At 32.6% G+C, this 15,257-nt stretch carries 20 protein-coding genes; 8 read left to right on the top strand and 12 right to left on the bottom strand.

The features are described from left to right. The first annotated feature begins 20 nt into the window (after positions 1-20). A complete protein-coding gene (locus tag ACW9XH_RS03930; protein ID WP_457759342.1) occupies positions 21-308 on the top strand; it encodes a hypothetical protein in 288 nt (95 codons plus the stop codon). A gap of 5 nt (positions 309-313) precedes the next feature. Here ACW9XH_RS03930 and ACW9XH_RS03935 read toward each other — a convergent pair whose 3' ends face one another. From ACW9XH_RS03935 to ACW9XH_RS03945, 3 genes are all read right to left on the bottom strand, one after another. Beyond that, positions 314-1,138: a mechanosensitive ion channel family protein gene (locus ACW9XH_RS03935; RefSeq protein ID WP_457759343.1), complete on the bottom strand. Its 825-nt coding sequence runs from the start codon at positions 1,136-1,138 to the stop codon at positions 314-316. After that, a complete protein-coding gene (locus ACW9XH_RS03940) occupies positions 1,138-1,893 on the bottom strand; it encodes a DUF432 domain-containing protein (protein WP_457759344.1) in 756 nt (251 codons plus the stop codon). The genes ACW9XH_RS03935 and ACW9XH_RS03940 overlap by 1 nt, the downstream gene beginning before the upstream one ends. Positions 1,894-1,954: 61 nt before the next feature. Then, positions 1,955-3,112 (bottom strand): hypothetical protein, encoded by a 1,158-nt coding sequence (locus ACW9XH_RS03945; protein WP_457759345.1) that lies wholly within the window; start codon positions 3,110-3,112, stop codon positions 1,955-1,957. A gap of 99 nt (positions 3,113-3,211) precedes the next feature. Here ACW9XH_RS03945 and ACW9XH_RS03950 point away from each other — a divergent pair, with 99 nt between their 5' ends. After that, a complete protein-coding gene (locus ACW9XH_RS03950; protein WP_457759346.1) occupies positions 3,212-4,144 on the top strand; it encodes a cobalamin-binding protein in 933 nt (310 codons plus the stop codon). A gap of 167 nt (positions 4,145-4,311) precedes the next feature. On the opposite strand, the gene ACW9XH_RS03955 is transcribed toward ACW9XH_RS03950, so the two are convergent. From ACW9XH_RS03955 to ACW9XH_RS03965, 3 genes are read right to left on the bottom strand one after another with little or no spacing between them, the layout of a single operon-like run. Beyond that, positions 4,312-5,523 carry a redox-regulated ATPase YchF gene (locus ACW9XH_RS03955; RefSeq protein ID WP_457759347.1) on the bottom strand — a complete coding sequence of 404 codons (1,212 nt, stop codon included), beginning with the start codon at positions 5,521-5,523 and terminating at the stop codon, positions 4,312-4,314. Between the two features lie 34 nt (positions 5,524-5,557). Then, positions 5,558-5,923, bottom strand: coding sequence for a hypothetical protein (locus tag ACW9XH_RS03960; RefSeq protein WP_457759348.1), 366 nt, complete (start codon positions 5,921-5,923; stop codon positions 5,558-5,560). Then, positions 5,920-6,333, bottom strand: a complete 414-nt coding sequence (locus tag ACW9XH_RS03965; protein ID WP_457759349.1) for a CoA-binding protein — start codon at positions 6,331-6,333, stop codon at positions 5,920-5,922. The genes ACW9XH_RS03960 and ACW9XH_RS03965 overlap by 4 nt, the downstream gene beginning before the upstream one ends. Positions 6,334-6,418: 85 nt before the next feature. On the opposite strand from ACW9XH_RS03965, the gene ACW9XH_RS03970 reads away from it, so the two are divergent. Next, positions 6,419-6,925 (top strand): hypothetical protein, encoded by a 507-nt coding sequence (locus ACW9XH_RS03970; RefSeq protein WP_457759350.1) that lies wholly within the window; start codon positions 6,419-6,421, stop codon positions 6,923-6,925. A 36-nt stretch (positions 6,926-6,961) separates the two neighbouring features. Beyond that, entirely contained in the window at positions 6,962-7,969 is a 1,008-nt protein-coding gene (locus ACW9XH_RS03975; RefSeq protein WP_457759351.1) for a biotin--[acetyl-CoA-carboxylase] ligase, read from the top strand. Positions 7,970-7,971: 2 nt separating this feature from the next. Here the strand turns inward: ACW9XH_RS03975 and ACW9XH_RS03980 are convergent, their stop codons facing one another. Beyond that, complete coding sequence (locus ACW9XH_RS03980; RefSeq protein WP_457759352.1) at positions 7,972-8,307, bottom strand: hypothetical protein; 336 nt, start codon at positions 8,305-8,307, stop codon at positions 7,972-7,974. A gap of 138 nt (positions 8,308-8,445) precedes the next feature. Here ACW9XH_RS03980 and ACW9XH_RS03985 point away from each other — a divergent pair, with 138 nt between their 5' ends. Together ACW9XH_RS03985 and ACW9XH_RS03990 are read left to right on the top strand one after the other, a co-directional pair. Next, positions 8,446-9,870 (top strand): M57 family metalloprotease, encoded by a 1,425-nt coding sequence (locus tag ACW9XH_RS03985; protein ID WP_457759353.1) that lies wholly within the window; start codon positions 8,446-8,448, stop codon positions 9,868-9,870. A 119-nt stretch (positions 9,871-9,989) separates the two neighbouring features. Next, entirely contained in the window at positions 9,990-10,907 is a 918-nt protein-coding gene (locus ACW9XH_RS03990; RefSeq protein ID WP_457759354.1) for a transcription initiation factor IIB, read from the top strand. A 5-nt stretch (positions 10,908-10,912) separates the two neighbouring features. On the opposite strand, the gene ACW9XH_RS03995 is transcribed toward ACW9XH_RS03990, so the two are convergent. Both ACW9XH_RS03995 and ACW9XH_RS04000 read right to left on the bottom strand, forming a co-directional pair. Then, on the bottom strand, positions 10,913-11,323 hold the full coding sequence (locus ACW9XH_RS03995; protein WP_457759355.1) for a phosphoribosyltransferase: 411 nt from the start codon (positions 11,321-11,323) through the stop codon (positions 10,913-10,915). A 72-nt stretch (positions 11,324-11,395) separates the two neighbouring features. Continuing rightward, positions 11,396-11,587, bottom strand: a complete 192-nt coding sequence (locus ACW9XH_RS04000) for a hypothetical protein (protein WP_457759356.1) — start codon at positions 11,585-11,587, stop codon at positions 11,396-11,398. 215 nt (positions 11,588-11,802) lie between these two features. On the opposite strand from ACW9XH_RS04000, the gene ACW9XH_RS04005 reads away from it, so the two are divergent. Further along, positions 11,803-12,378, top strand: coding sequence for a poly(R)-hydroxyalkanoic acid synthase subunit PhaE (locus ACW9XH_RS04005; RefSeq protein WP_457759357.1), 576 nt, complete (start codon positions 11,803-11,805; stop codon positions 12,376-12,378). Beyond that, complete coding sequence (phaC, locus tag ACW9XH_RS04010; RefSeq protein ID WP_457759358.1) at positions 12,371-13,435, top strand: class III poly(R)-hydroxyalkanoic acid synthase subunit PhaC; 1,065 nt, start codon at positions 12,371-12,373, stop codon at positions 13,433-13,435. The genes ACW9XH_RS04005 and phaC overlap by 8 nt, the downstream gene beginning before the upstream one ends. 31 nt (positions 13,436-13,466) lie before the next feature. Here the strand turns inward: phaC and ACW9XH_RS04015 are convergent, their stop codons facing one another. The 3 genes from ACW9XH_RS04015 to ACW9XH_RS04025 are packed head-to-tail and all read right to left on the bottom strand — an operon-like array spanning position 13,467 to position 15,159. Then, positions 13,467-13,892 carry a hypothetical protein gene (locus ACW9XH_RS04015; RefSeq protein ID WP_457759359.1) on the bottom strand — a complete coding sequence of 142 codons (426 nt, stop codon included), beginning with the start codon at positions 13,890-13,892 and terminating at the stop codon, positions 13,467-13,469. Then, a complete protein-coding gene (locus tag ACW9XH_RS04020) occupies positions 13,889-14,314 on the bottom strand; it encodes an AbrB/MazE/SpoVT family DNA-binding domain-containing protein (protein WP_457759360.1) in 426 nt (141 codons plus the stop codon). The genes ACW9XH_RS04015 and ACW9XH_RS04020 overlap by 4 nt, the downstream gene beginning before the upstream one ends. Before the next feature lie 35 nt (positions 14,315-14,349). After that, positions 14,350-15,159 carry an alpha/beta fold hydrolase gene (locus ACW9XH_RS04025; protein ID WP_457759487.1) on the bottom strand — a complete coding sequence of 270 codons (810 nt, stop codon included), beginning with the start codon at positions 15,157-15,159 and terminating at the stop codon, positions 14,350-14,352. Positions 15,160-15,257 lie beyond the last annotated feature (98 nt).

Consider the following 15,257-nt stretch of genomic DNA (forward strand, 5'->3'; position numbering starts at 1 on the left):
ACAAAAAAATAACTCAAGACATGAATGCATGGAATAAATTTTGGCAATGGTATGAAAATAAAATATTAGGGAGTGTAGTTTTAATTGCAATTATACAATTCATTCAAGTTCCACATATGATATGGAATGCAGATATCATGTTGGAAGCAGGAATTGTTTCCAGAGTTCACCCTGTAATTGATTGGTTCTTGTACGGGGTTGATCTAATTGAAATCATTTCAATTATCAATGTTGGAATGATTATGTTTAGTCTAATTAAGAAAAAAAGAGAATCTAAAATAAATTCAGATATTGAAATCAAAAAATAAAGAATTTACTCTTTTGCATTCCAAATTACACGTTGAGGGAATGGAATTTCGATTCCATTATCATCTAATGCCTTTTTAGCAACTTTGAGTAAAACAGGACCGACTTGACCCCAATCATCTCTAGGATGCCAAACTAAAATTTCAATATTCACGCTTGAATCAGCCAACTCATTAATTCTGAATTCAGGTGCAGGTAACATCAAAACAAATTTCATAGATTTACGAATTTCTTTATCCATAACAGATATTGCACCATCAATGTCTTCTTTGTATGCAATTCCAATCATAGCCTCAGATCTTCTTATTGGGGTAGAGGTCAATGAGCGAATATTAGATGTGAAAAAAGATTCGTTTGGAATTCGAATTATAGTTCCATCAAATTTTTGAACACGAACAGAAAAAGTGCTAATATCAAGCAAAGTTCCAGCAACATCAGAACCTAGAATCTCAATTTTATCACCTTGTTTTACAGGTTTTTCAATCATCAAGAAGATGCCTGAAATTAAATTAGATATGACAGATTGAGTTGCAAACCCAATTACAATGCCAAATATTCCTCCTGCAACAAGTAATCCAGAGAGATCAACACCAGTAGTAGATGTAAAAATCAAAAAGGATAAAATTATGATTCCAAAATAAATAAGTTTACCAAAGTTTTTTGCAGAATCCTGAGGCAATTTGGGGGCATAGTATTTTGTAAATAAAACTCGAACAGTTCGTGCAACAATCACACCGACTGCCATGATTAATCCCCCAATGAGTAAGGAGAGAAGAGTCAATCCGCCAGTAATTTCAATCTCAGATAAACTTGATAAAAATTCCAAGGCCATTATTCAACACCCATATCCACATGTTTTACTGATTCAATTTTCTCATATATTGGAGACAACGTAAAATCAGTTTGAATTTTTTCAGAAGTAACATCAATTATTTCAAGGGTGAGTTTTTTCTTCATAACGGCACGTATTGAATCAATTATTGCTTTTGAGTCTTTGTAGTAAATAGAATTATCGGATATTGGAAAAACAATTTTGCTAACACTGAGACCTTTGAATAATTCATTTTGTAGATTTACCTTCAAAACAGCATTAACAAATGGAATAGAGTCATCATATGATTCAACTATGTCGCTTTTTGCATATTTGCACAAAGTGCCAGATTCAGGAGAACCGTAAAGACAAAATCTAGAATTTATAGGATCACATGTAAAACAATCCAGAGAATCCTTATGGCCATCATGTACAAAAAATACACCTATTTCAATTGGACAGCGTAGGAAAAAATCAGCAGATGAATTATCAGATAAAAAGATAGATGTGTCAAGGTCCAAATACATATGAGTTGTTCGCTTTGCAGGAAAATTTAATGGCCTTATAGGACACAGTTCAATTTGAAATTTAGAGGACTTGGTAGGAATTATTTTTTCAACAGAGTCGCCATCAGAATTTATTCTAGAATATGAAAACACATTTTCACTAATTTTTTTAATTCTAATCTCAGTATTTGGCAGGTTTAATTCAAGAGATTCACTAATATCATAAAACCCATATTTTGAAAAAGTGTCTTCAGTAGTTTCTTCACTCATCTTTTCAATGTCAACAATAAAATCACGAATTTAATCTCTTGTATTATAAAAAAGCAACATATTAAAAAAAATCAGACAGAACTTTTTGTCTGATCAAGCCTAAAATATTACCATGAGCAAGCCATTCAGATTTGCTGATACTCATTTTTTGAGATGCTAGAGACAATGCATTACTAAAATCATCGGCAAACAAAGGCATTTTTTCCATAGCCTCACGGATTCCTTCACGAACTTGCCAGACGCCAACTGGAATTGCGTATTCTGGTCTAATTTCTCGTAGAATGATAACTCCTGCCTGAATTTTCATTTTAACCAAATATTCCAAAACTCCTAATTTTGCTGCAAAATATGCACCGGCTATTGCAGGCGGATGATCAATTCCACGTGCATCCTCGTAATCAGAACCAAACCCCAATACACCATCAGAGTACCAAGCTTCAATCATTTCGTAAATCCATCTATGTGGAAATAGAACTATAGTGAAAATATTTCCTAAATGCTCGTGTGAGAAAACCCTACAAGAATCAATTAAGCCATAATCTAAAACTTCTTCGGTCAAGGATTTACAAATAATATCGTCAGTTGCAGTGATACTCCATTTGGTAGGAACTAGTTTTCTTTTTTGTCCCAACATCCCAATGCTAAAACATTTTTGAATTTTTGAAATTTCGATTCCAGAATTATATAAATTTAAAACAGCATCTTGTGCTTTCAAATCTTTATCATAGTAAATTTTTTCAATTGGTTTTACGGAAGTGCTTCCATAAAATTTTGCAGATTTTATTTCTCCGGTTGGTCCAAATGGTGCACTTTCTCCATCTAAAGAGATATTCGAAGATGTAGATGTTTGAAATATCAAGTCAGAATCAATAGGTTTTGAAGACATTGCCACTTCTTGAAGACTCTCAATATAACGTCCATCTGTTTTATCAACGGCAATTTTTTGAATTCCTCGAACCAAGTTTAATCTAAAATTTACAATGTCTTCTAATGATTTTCCTGTCCATTGTTCAGGGCTATCAAGTAAACTAGTATCACCATGGACAGGAGGAACCATCGGACCCACAAACACTTTAGGATAATTATGAGAACCAACAAAAACAGATGGAGGGCTACTACCACTAATAGAATCAGATGAGAACAAATTCCCATGTTTTGAAAGAGTTTCATGCCATTTGGCCAAAATTGAACGCCTAATGTCTTGAGAGTCAAACGACATACAAAATCATGCCCAAAATATGCCTATTAAGTTGCCTAATTATAAAAATTGATGATTTGTCAACGGATAATGTTTAAGGGATAATTTCTAATTGAAAATATGACAGTGAAGAGAATTGTCTCTTTTTTACCTAGTGCGACTGAATTATTGTATGAATTTGAAATGCAGGATAATCTATATGGTGTTACTTATGAATGCAAATATCCAAAAGATGCAACATTAAAGCCACATGTAATTAATTCAGTGATAAATTCAGAAGAACTAACCAGCAAAGAAATCGATACAATGACTTGTCAGTTGTTAAATAAAGGAAAAGATATTTTTACATTAAATGAAAAAAATTTAAAAAATGCAAATCCAGATCTAATTATTTCGCAAGAAACATGTGAAGTGTGTGCAGCATACACTAATCAGGTCAACAAAGCAGTTCAGATCCTTCAAAAGAAACCAATATTGTTTTCGATGGATCCTCACAACATGAATGAGATTATTAAATCAGTGGTGGATCTAGGTAAAATATTAGAAAAAGAAGAAAAGGCTAAAGAAATAACAGATGCATTATCAAAAAGAATTGAAAACATTAGAGAAAATAACGAATGTGTCAACCTCAAAGTTCTTGCAATAGAATGGATTGAACCATTTTTTACTGCAGGTCATTGGATTCCAGAAATGGTTGAAATTGCAGGAGGAATAAACATGATAAGTAAAACAGGAGAACGCTCTAGAAGATTAAATATCAATGAGATTGTCAAATCAAACCCAGACATAATCATCATGATGCCATGCGGTTTTGATACTCAGAGAACCATCAGAGAGTATGATAAATTTCTAAAAAATAAGAATTCGTGGAAGAATCTCAAAGCAGTTAAAAATAATCAAATTTTTGCAGTAGACGCAAATTCATTTTTCAGCAAACCAAGTATACGAACAGTTGAAGGTATTGAAATTTTGGCAAAAATCATACACCCAGACATATTCAAAAATCTCAAGGTTTCAGATAGATCATTTATCCATATTGAGGATCAGTATTAGGCTCAACTAACTGGTTGTTACACAATATAACATACTAGTGGTTATGTCCACTTTTGGGAATCAGCATACATGACAAGAACATTTGCAGGAGACCCAAAAATAGATGGTTTGTTAAAAATGACAAATAATGTTTTGGCTAAACTAAAGAAAGAAATTCAATGATTAAATCACTTTTTTGCAGCACTAACTAGAGACACCACATCTCTATCTCTCAATTGATAATCAACAGGCAATCTCAAATTATATCTCAAATCTTTTCCATAAAGAAGTCCTTTTGTTAAATCAGAATGAATCTCTTTAGCAAGATCATTGATAGTTGCTCCATCTTTTAGTAAAATTAAATCTGGCAATACCCTACCTTTTTTATCAGCAAGATTCTTTTCATCAGCCACAGGGTAAATAGAATTCATTTTAAGCAGTTTAAAAACAGCAACATTGATTGCAAATTGCACGCCGGTTCGCATGTATTCTCCCATTATACCTTTTTTGATAAAATTTAATGCGTGGATTTGTTTTTCATTTAGTTCATCAGATTTTATAATTTCAAATGTTTCAGAACCAGGAGAGTATTTTATCAATCCTTTTTGTTCTGCACGTCTTAGAACAAATTCACTGTCACCACTAACTGGAATTACTATAGAATCATTGTATCTTTCTCTTAAGCGTGCAAAATTCTTATCGGCACCCTCAACATCAACTTTATTTGCAACAATTAATGTAGGCTTTGAAATTTTTCGTAAATGTGACGCAAATTTTTTACTATCAATCATATCAAAATCATCAAATTCTTTTTCTTCAAGATTAGTAGCATGAAACGTTTCTTTAACATGGATTTTAGTTACACCAATTCCACGATATAGATCAGTTATAGCATCTGAAACATCAGTACCAGTTTTAATTAATTTAGAAACTTTATCCCTATTACCTTCTAGAATTTTATGATACCACATGATTAGTTCTTCTTCAATATCTGCAAAATCAGATATAGGATCTCCAGATCCAACTTCAGTGATTCTACCAGTAGAGTCAATTCCTCCGGATGCATCAACTACATGGAGAAGAACATCAGATTGTGCAGCTATTGATAAAAACTGATTTCCAAGACCTTTGCCCTTCCAAGCATCCTTGATCAGACCAGGTAAATCAATTAACTCAATTGGAATGTATCTCCAGCCATCAAGACATTTTGAATTATTTGGATTGTCCTGAATTTGAAATTCTGGATGAACACATAATGTAATTGCATGTGCAACTCCAGATATAGGGGATTTCGTGGTAAACGGGTATGATGAAATTTCTTCAGAAGACAGAGTGGCAGAATTGAAAAAAGTGGTCTTTCCAGTATTGGTTTTACCAATTAATCCAATCTTGATTGGCATGTAATAATAAACAATTCAGAATATTTATCTCTGCCTAGGAATTATGAGATTTTTTATTTTTTATTTTTTCCAATGTTTCACGTAGTTCTCTGATAGCCCATTCAATATCAGAGAAATCTTCTTCGGAAAGAGACTCTTTCCATTTTTCTAAAACAGTATTTGCAATATCAGAGCAATTGTATAGAAGATTCCAATATGGATGATGTTCAGCAGTCGTATATGCTAGCTCAATCACATCATTGAGACCATTTTGTGCCCTAGATAAAGAAGTGATTTTTTCTCCAAATATTTTGACAACATCATTATCGAGATCTTTTTCTATTTTTAATGGAACAGTTTGATTTTCATATTTTTTAACAAATTCCAACAAATCATGATAAAAATTTTCAAAATCAGTCATCGAGACAATCTCTGGTGTTCTGCCAACATGCATCGATTAAAAACTACTCTGATTCCCGATTGTCTTGCTAATTCTTCAGCTTCAGAATTGTGAATTCCCTCTTGGAGCCAAATCACTTTAGGCTTTTTTTTAATTGCTTCTTGAATTACAGACATGGCTTGATCAGAGGGTCTAAAAACATCAATGATGTCAATTTCTTCATTAATTTCAGAAATTGAGCTGTAACATTTTTTTCCCAATATTTCATCAGTTGTTGGGTTCACAGGGGTGACATCATATCCATTATCAAGGAGATATTTTGGGACATAATGGGCAGCTTTAGAAGAATTTTTAGACATGCCCACTACCGCTATTTTGTTTAATGAAAGAATTTCACGAATTTGCTGATCTGAAGAAGAGTCTCGCTCCATAAACATAATCATTTCAGGAAGAATATAATTTTTGAATTCCAAAAGAACCCAAAGAATTTTTTAGAGGCTGTATGAAATAAAGAGCATGGAGACAGAGCCCAAAGATCTCATTGTGTTAGGAGCAATAAAACATGGAATAAAAAAATTTGAAAAAATTCAAAAAATGACAAAAATTGAGCCTGAGGAATTGAATTTAATTTTAGAACAATTAGAAAAACGGGGATTTATTCAAGTGAAAGAAAAAAAAGGATTATTTGGAATAAAAATTGAAATTACAGTAACAGATAACGGCTCCAATGAAGTAGATCAAAGAGTTCACGAATTACAAACAAAGTGGAATCAAATGTCATTATTATACAAAACAGGAGACAGGGATAAATTAAAACAAGAAATGGAAAATAACAAGTCAATCATTCCATCAATGATGTTTTTTGGAATTATGGATATGCTGATGTTTTCAATGATGTTCAGCATGATGGGAATGGCAATGTCAGATTATGTGACTCCAGAAAACATGCCAGATACGGGTGATGGGAGTATGGATGATGGGAGTATGGATGATGGTGGTTTTGATTTTGATATTGGTTTCTAGTGTGTATTTTATACTTGAGATAAGAACAATCCATAGTTGATTTATAATTCATTTGACAATCCGGGACTAGTCAAAGTGTTGACATTTTTACAAACTCATAATACAGAATATCTGTCAGGTCAAGATTTGAGTGACGTGTTAAGAATCAGCAGAGTTGCAGTTTGGAAACACATAAAAAAAATTCAAGAATTAGGATATAATGTAGAATCAAAACAGAAATTAGGATACAAATTAATTTCAAATTCAGAATTATTACTCCCTTGGGAAATTACTTCAAATTTAAAAACAAAAATCATTGGAAGACAGGCATATTATTTTGATTCGATTGAATCTACCCAAAATCAAGCATTAAAAATGGCTGAAGATATTATAAATGACGGAGCAATAATAATAGCAGCAAAACAAACAGGAGGTCGGGGCAGAGAGGGAAGAAAATGGCTATCACCTCAAGGAGGCATATGGTTTTCAATAATTTTACATCCAAAATTTGATATTTCAATTACAACATTATTTCCAATTGCAGCATCACTTGCATTATCCATAGCAATTGAGAAAGTATTTTCAATTAAACCAGAATTAAAATGGCCAAATGATTTGACAATTAACGGTAAGAAAGTAGCTGGGATGTTAGTAGATGCATCATTAGAATCAAACAGAATCGAAAATTTAGTCTTAGGCGTTGGGATAAATTTCAATGTTAATGCAAAACAAATTGAAAAATCACTTAAAGGGACACCAAATTTTTACGGAGTGTCATCCCTAAGTGATCAGAAACAAGGCATCAAACCAATTCAACTAGTACAAACATTTTTGATAGAATTAGAAAAAATTTACAATTCCCTTAATGCAAAACAGACAAAAAAAATAATTTCAGAATGGACATTAAGATCATCAACCATAGGGAAAAATGTTGAATTGAATACAACAGATGCCAAAATTAAAGGAAAAGCAGTAAAAATTGATGAGGATGGTGCACTGATTGTCTCAGACAACAGTAAAATTCACAAAGTTATTGCAGGAGACATCATTCATTTGTCAAAATAGCATTATTTTTTCTTAGATTTTGATTTTAATGGTTTTCTTGGTGAGTTTGAAATTAGAGCAGATTGCTCTTTTAGAATTTCTTTGAGATCTTTTTGTATATCAAATACTGTTGACAGCAATTCTTCGAGGGCTTTAGAATATTGAGCATAAACATCTAACAAATCAGTTTTCTTTTTATTTAATTTTAGAAGATATTCATTTGAGCGCAATAAATTTGCAGAATCAATCATTTCAGGAATATCAGATATGGGATCCCCCAATTGTTTTAAATCTGCCTGGATTTCTTGAATTTTTTTCCGTAAATCGTAGATAATTTCTCCAGCACCAATAGTCGTCAATACAAAATACGTGATTATTAATGAATTAAAGATTTTCTAAATTATACAAACAACCAAAAACATTCATGAGAAAATGAGCCTAAACAAAGTATAATTTAGAAATAAAGTATAAACAAAATAAACATATGAAAAGGAATGATGAAAATATTATATTTTTTATTTGTAATTGTATTTAGTTTAGCAGTTGTCAGTGAATCAGCATTTGCTCAAACAGAAAATAATCCTGAAGTGATGTTCAATCTAGCTAAAGAGCATTTTGTTAATGGAGAATACAAAGAAGCTGTTACAATCTATGATAGCATATTAGAGATCGCTCCAAATAATATTTCAACTCTAAAAATGAAGGGGATTGCTCAAAGTAATCTTGATGAACACCCCAATTCACTTAAACAATTTTTCAAAGTATTACAATACAAACCAAACGATGTAATTTCTTTAACAGGTATGGGGGTAGGTTTTGGAAATTTAGGAGAATATCAAGAATCAATCAGATATTTTGAAAAAGCATTAATTGAAAAACCAGACAGTGTTGTGATAAATAACTATAAAAAATTCATCAACAAAGTAATCTCAAAATATCCATACACACCAACTGAAAAACCCGAACAAGTAAAAACAACGGAAATAACGTCAATTCCAGATTGGGTGAGACCAATTGCAAAATGGTGGTCAGAAGGAATTATTGAAAAATCAGAGTTCAATTCAGCCTTGAAATATTTAATAGAAAATAAAATCATCAAAATTCCACCAGTAGATAAGATTAATCAATCAAATGAAAAAATTCCAGATTGGGTAAAAAACAATGCAGGGTGGTGGGCAGACAAACAATTAGATGATGAGGCATTTGTGTCAGGCATTCAATATCTAATTGAAAATGGAATAATCGAAATCAATATTGAAAATCAGCCTCAAAAATCTCAAGAAGAATTAGATCATGAATTTTACTTGTTTGAAAAATATCTCAGAAACATTTCAAATAATATTTCAAAAGAGAAAAGATACATAGAATTTCCCAATCCAAGTCAAGATGTCATAAAAAAATTCCTCAGAGATTATATCAAATGGAATTTTGAAGAAGAAGTAAAGCAAGCTTCGGGAAAATTTCCAGACCCAACTTATCAAATTGAAGATGGAGTCTACATAATTAATTACAAAGTATACATTAACGAACAACCAACTGGGCTTCCGCTAGATCATGTAAGTACACTAAAAAATTCTTTTAATTTTTGGGAAAAACAAGAATTGACAACATCCGATCAGAGTGCAAAAATAAAATTTGAAGTGACCAATTTCAAACATGAAGCAAATGTTTGGGTGACATGGGTAGTTCGCAATATAGGAGACGGAGTGTTAGGACATGCACATTTAGGAAAAGGAGTGGTAGAAGTCACATTAGGAGATTATAATTGCGACGGTAGTTTTCAATTATACGATGTAAATAGTGTTGAAACAATTATGACTCATGAGTTAGGTCACACTGTTGGATTGACTCATGTTAGTGAAAAAAGCAACATAATGTATCCGTCATTTACACCATCATATGCATATTGTTTGCTAAGCTAAATTCAAAAAACAGATCATATTCTATAATAGTAGAACAAGAGTTAGCTCAACCTACACACAATTAACCTTCAGACATTTGGTAAAATGGATAATAAGGTATTTTGATAATTGTTAACATTATGCTTAAAAATACAATGATGAGTGCTCCAAAATGCCCATCTTGCGGAGATAAAAAAATGGTCACGGATCAAAACACGGGAGAATTATGTTGCAGTAAATGTGGTTTAGTAATTACAGATAAAATTTTAGATACAGGTGCTGAATGGCGTTCATTCTCAAACGATGAAGGGAGTAAAGCCAGAACAGGAGCTGGCACATCATTGACAATGCACGATATGGGATTGTCTACAGTGATCGGTGCTGCAAATAAAGATGCAACAGGAAAACCACTATCTGCAAGCGTTAAAAGTTCAATTGAAAGACTGAGAACTTGGGATAGTAGAAGTCAAGCACATTCTTCTGCAGATAGAAATTTGAGACAAGCACTAAATGAAATGGACAAATTAAAAGATAAACTTGCATTAACTGATGCAGTAATTGAGAAAGCAGCTTACATTTACAGAAAAGCTATGGAAAAAAAACTTGTAAGAGGTCGCTCCATTCAAGGACTAGTAGCAGCATGTCTTTATGCATCATGTAGGAATACTGAAACCCCTAGAACATTAGATGATATCGCCAAGGGAATAAACATTAGAAGAAAGGATGTAGCAAGATGTTATCGATTAATTTTTAGAGAACTTGAATTGAAAATGCCCGTAGTTGATCCAGTAAAAGGAGTTTCTAGAATTGCAAGTGTTGCTCAGCTTGGTGAGAAAAGCAAACGTAAAGCAATCGCAATTTTGAATCAAGCAAAAAAAATGGGCATAGTGGCAGGAAAGGACCCAATGGGAATAGCTGCGGCCGCACTTTACCTGGCATGTATTAGTACAGGAGAAGTCAAATCTCAAAAAGACATCTCAATTGCATCAGGAATTACAGAAGTGACGATTAGGAATAGATGTGCAGGGTTGAGACAAATGCTAAAGGTAGACGAATAAATAAATTATTTTTTAGACATTTCAAACTCTAATTTATCCCAAGGAAACACAACATATCCATCATCATCTGTTTGTTTACCATAAATTAATTGAGTCGGGAATTTTTTTCCCCGTCTTGCAAATAATGTAACATAAAGTAATTTTGAAGAATCATCAGATTTTGAAATAATTTTATCAAAAGTCTTACCAGAATCAAAAATATCATCAACAAATATCGAATTAGAAGAAATATTTTCTTCATCAACAAATATTTTTTCTATACCCAAATGGTCTGCCAATAAACGAGAGGGGATCAGTCCACCTCGACTTATGGTAGAGATACTAGAAAATGTCCTTTTAGAATTTAAAATGAAATTAGAAAGTCGGTCAATTAAAGAATCAATTTCTAACCAACTAACATATTGTTCCAAAGCCATAATTAGAAATTTTAAAGAATCAATTAAATCGTTATGATTAGAAAGTTTTCATCGGAGATGTTTTTAGATATTCTATAATTTTGAGAACTTTGAAAGATGGTCTACCAAAATTGACATCTTTTTACAAGGTAATAACAATACATCATCGTTACTCAGTGGGAAACTCATTACAATGGCTTTATCTCGATGAGGCATTGAAAAATACACCTTGCCAAATTCATCAGCGAATTCATGCCTCATTCTAACGCGTAATGCAAGTTCCATGAACATCAATTCATCTTGTTTTTGATCTTCAAGAGACAGTAATACCCTTCATTCCACCAGATGTAAGATGGCCTCTACTATGGATGAGCCCAAATGAAAGCATTTTTGGGCCTAAAGCCACAATTTTTTGACGGATTTTTCAAGATCATCGACATTATCCGTCAGTCTAATTTAGTAATCGAACTATTTATTGCGATCTGAAACTAGAGACATCTATGCAAGAAGATTCCTCGAAAAACATTACTGATTACTATAAGCATCTATCATTATTTTGGACAGACATCATGCATTTGATGTCAAGTAAACCACAGGCATTAACATCCACAGGACCTATGAGGGCATTTGCATCTAATTCAAAGAAGGTAACTACAGAATTAATTGAAATCAATGAAGATTTAATCGGATTTAATCAATACCTTACAGAATATTACAAACAGCTATCAGAGGCATGGGAAGATGCTCAAAAAAAAGTCAATCTCAAAGCACCTGAAGTACCACAAGATGTAGAACAAATCGAAGCTTTCAAAAGAATTTGGATAGACATTTTTGATAATGATTTTACTGAATTATTTGATTCTAAAAAATTTGGAGAAAATTATGGAAAGCTAGTTTCAAAAGAACTAGAATTAACTAAACATTGGAACAACATTACAAATGTGATATTACAATCAGCTAATCTTCCAAGCAAAGAAGAGATTGATGAAGTGTACAAAGAACTTCATTCACTTAAAAAAAGAGTAGGGAAACTAGAATTAGCATTAAAGAAAAAAGAGATGACTAAAAATGAATAATGAATCAAGAATAGATCCAAAAATAATTGAAGAAGTTTTAAAATTTAGTAAAAATGTGATGGATGCACCAAAATTAGTATCAGCCCCTGATGAAATTAGTTTGGAAGTTACACCGCACGATACAGTCCAGGAGTTAGATAAAACTAGATTGTTACATTATAGACCACTTACAGATAAACAACACAAAACACCATTATTGATTTCATATGCATTAATCAACAGGTATCACATATTAGATATTCAACCAGAAAAGAGCTGGGTAAGAAATCTACTCCTACAAGGATTCGATGTATACATGTTAGATTGGGGAACGCCAACAAGTATGGACAAATATTTAGATTTTGATGATTATGTGAATGGATATTTGGATTCTTCCGTAGAACATATTAAAAATGAATCATCTACAGAAAAAATTTCACTTCAAGGATATTGTACAGGCGGAACAATTGCTACAGCATATACAGCATTGCATCCAGAAAGTGTAAAAAATTACATTGCCACAGCTCCGGTGATTGACGGATGGAGAGATACAACTGTAATCAGCAATCTTGCAAAACATATGGATGTGGATAAAATGGTAGACACCATAGGCAATATGCCTCCAGAATTCATGTACTATTGTTTCTCAGTTCTCAAACCATTCGAACAAGGAATTGAAAAATATGTGAAATTTTTCAAAAATATTGATAATAAAAAATACGTAGATAGTTTCCTCAGAGTAGAAAAATGGCTAGGCGACACCCCACCAATCCCAGGAGAGCTATTCAAACAATGGATTAAAGACATCTATCAAGATAATTTGCTTATTCAAAATAAGATGTATGTTGGAGGAGAGCACATTGATTTGAAAAAAATAGACATGCCCACATTTACTCAAATTGCAGTAGGAGATCATCTAGTTTCCCCCGAATGCAGTATGCCATTACATTATGCCATAGGAAGTGAAGATAAAACATTGAGAATGTATCCAACAGGTCATGTGGGCATGATAGCTAGTTCTCTATCACAAAAAAAGGTTCTACCAGAATTAGGAAAATGGTTAGCTGAAAGATCATAAAAAAGGAAAAAATTAAAAAATTAATTTTCCACTAGTTTGTTTTTGTAGTGAAAGCAGAAATCCAAGAGTGCAGAATGTTTCTGTTTAGTTCAACAAATGATTTTGCATTATCGTTGAATGTTTTAATATTCTGTTGCGTTGCATCGATAGTTGCAAGAGTCACTTGATTCTGTATTGAAGCTGCCTTTACAAATTCTTCAGTAGTATCACGGATTACTTTTAATGTTGCTTCAGGAATATTTGCTGCAATACCTGTTTTTTGTGCATATTCTTTTTGTAGTGCGATAGTTGAATCCACTATGTTCTCATATGCTTGCAGGTACTCCTGTTGTACATTAGTAATTGATTGATGATATTGTGGTACTGATTGTTTAATACCGTTGAAAAGTTTGTCAACATTTTCTTGATATGCAGAAAATACATTTTTTGGATTTGTTGTTGTTTCGGTCTTACTCATTTTTTCACCTCCTTATTTTTTGATTTTTTTGCGATTGGCAAGATAATGACTTGTACTAAATCACCATCCCCTAAACCAAGGGCATTACGTTCAGCTTCAGGAATAGAGATTCTGCCATTACTACTAATAGTAGTTTTGTAAGCACCCCAATTCATGAAAGAAGGAAGCATTTGACCAATAGAAAACATAGTATCCATACTTTTACTTTGCATGGTAGACATGTTATCCATCAGGTTAGATTGAGTTTGTCGTGCAGTGTCAGAAACTCCTTTCAGCGTTTCCAAAGGATCGAATGTTTGACTAGATTGATTTGTCATCAAAGAGCCAAAATTTTTCATAAATTCTGCTTGAGCACGTCCACTTTTTTGAATCCAAGATTTAAACATCTCAGATGGATCATATAGGTTTTGATTACCACTCATAGGTAATAGTTACAATAATCAGTATTTAAATCATCTTAATGGTTTAAAAATTCCAAGACTCCGGAGGCAAATGTACTAGGATCTTGAACATAAGGAGTATGGCCACATCCATCCATTCTAAAAAATTTACAATTGTTTATTGCAGAAACAAAATCATCGGCATAACTAATTGGGATAACAGGATCATCACTGCCCCAAATAACCAAAGTTGGAGTTTTAATAGAATCAAGTTTTGTAGTAATTGGTTTAGAATTTTTTAATCCCAAAACAGTAGACATGAATGCTAATTTTGCATTAGGAAGTTGCATTCGCTCAATAAAGCCAGCAATAGTTTCTTGTGGAATCTCCTCCCCAGAACCTTCCATTAATTCAAATGCATTCTTAGCAGTTATTTCATTAGGATATAATGCTGCCATGACATATGCATCAAGTGCAGGAGTAGATTGTTGCATAACCCCTGCAGGAGAAACAAGGATTAGTTTTTCAATTTCATCAGCATGTGTTGAAGTGTAGTTTGCTGCAATTTGTCCACCTAATGAAGAACCAATTAGGTTTAAACGTGCAATTCCAGTTTGCGCAAAAAATTTTTCTAGAAATTCTGAAAAAAAATCAAGGGTATAATCAATTTGAGGTTTATCGCTCAATCCAAACCCTATCAGATCAGGAACAATCACGCTATAGTTCTTTGAAAAATAAGGAAGTACATTCAGCCATCTTTCAGATGATGCACCCAATCCATGAAGTAGAACAAGAGTATGTTTTGAATTACCAGATTCCAAATATCGAATTTTATTCCCATCAATTTTAAGGAATTTCTCTTCCATTGTTTTAGCAAGAATTGCCATAACTAGATAAGTTTTAGCAAAATAATCGATCAAAATATTGAAACAGATACAATAATGAAAACAAGAAGTATGTTTTTTAGTATCAAAAATAGACATGA

Source organism: Candidatus Nitrosopumilus sp. bin_32a, from assembly GCF_054095935.1.

Coding starts and splice junctions, on each gene's coding strand:
- ACW9XH_RS03940 (WP_457759344.1), bottom strand. CDS start 1,893: ATGAGTGAAGAAACTACTGAAGACACTTTTTCAAAATATGGGTTTTAT.
- ACW9XH_RS03970 (WP_457759350.1), top strand. CDS start 6,419: ATGGAGACAGAGCCCAAAGATCTCATTGTGTTAGGAGCAATAAAACAT.
- ACW9XH_RS04020 (WP_457759360.1), bottom strand. CDS start 14,314: ATGAGTGGTAATCAAAACCTATATGATCCATCTGAGATGTTTAAATCT.
- ACW9XH_RS03930 (WP_457759342.1), top strand. CDS start 21: ATGAATGCATGGAATAAATTTTGGCAATGGTATGAAAATAAAATATTA.
- ACW9XH_RS03960 (WP_457759348.1), bottom strand. CDS start 5,923: ATGACTGATTTTGAAAATTTTTATCATGATTTGTTGGAATTTGTTAAA.
- ACW9XH_RS03935 (WP_457759343.1), bottom strand. CDS start 1,138: ATGGCCTTGGAATTTTTATCAAGTTTATCTGAGATTGAAATTACTGGC.
- ACW9XH_RS03990 (WP_457759354.1), top strand. CDS start 9,990: ATGCTTAAAAATACAATGATGAGTGCTCCAAAATGCCCATCTTGCGGA.
- ACW9XH_RS03995 (WP_457759355.1), bottom strand. CDS start 11,323: ATGGCTTTGGAACAATATGTTAGTTGGTTAGAAATTGATTCTTTAATT.
- ACW9XH_RS03945 (WP_457759345.1), bottom strand. CDS start 3,112: ATGTCGTTTGACTCTCAAGACATTAGGCGTTCAATTTTGGCCAAATGG.
- ACW9XH_RS04000 (WP_457759356.1), bottom strand. CDS start 11,587: ATGGAACTTGCATTACGCGTTAGAATGAGGCATGAATTCGCTGATGAA.
- phaC (WP_457759358.1), top strand. CDS start 12,371: ATGAATAATGAATCAAGAATAGATCCAAAAATAATTGAAGAAGTTTTA.
- ACW9XH_RS03955 (WP_457759347.1), bottom strand. CDS start 5,523: ATGCCAATCAAGATTGGATTAATTGGTAAAACCAATACTGGAAAGACC.
- ACW9XH_RS04005 (WP_457759357.1), top strand. CDS start 11,803: ATGCAAGAAGATTCCTCGAAAAACATTACTGATTACTATAAGCATCTA.
- ACW9XH_RS03965 (WP_457759349.1), bottom strand. CDS start 6,333: ATGGAGCGAGACTCTTCTTCAGATCAGCAAATTCGTGAAATTCTTTCA.
- ACW9XH_RS03950 (WP_457759346.1), top strand. CDS start 3,212: ATGACAGTGAAGAGAATTGTCTCTTTTTTACCTAGTGCGACTGAATTA.
- ACW9XH_RS04015 (WP_457759359.1), bottom strand. CDS start 13,892: ATGAGTAAGACCGAAACAACAACAAATCCAAAAAATGTATTTTCTGCA.
- ACW9XH_RS04025 (WP_457759487.1), bottom strand. CDS start 15,159: ATGGCAATTCTTGCTAAAACAATGGAAGAGAAATTCCTTAAAATTGAT.
- ACW9XH_RS03985 (WP_457759353.1), top strand. CDS start 8,446: ATGAAAATATTATATTTTTTATTTGTAATTGTATTTAGTTTAGCAGTT.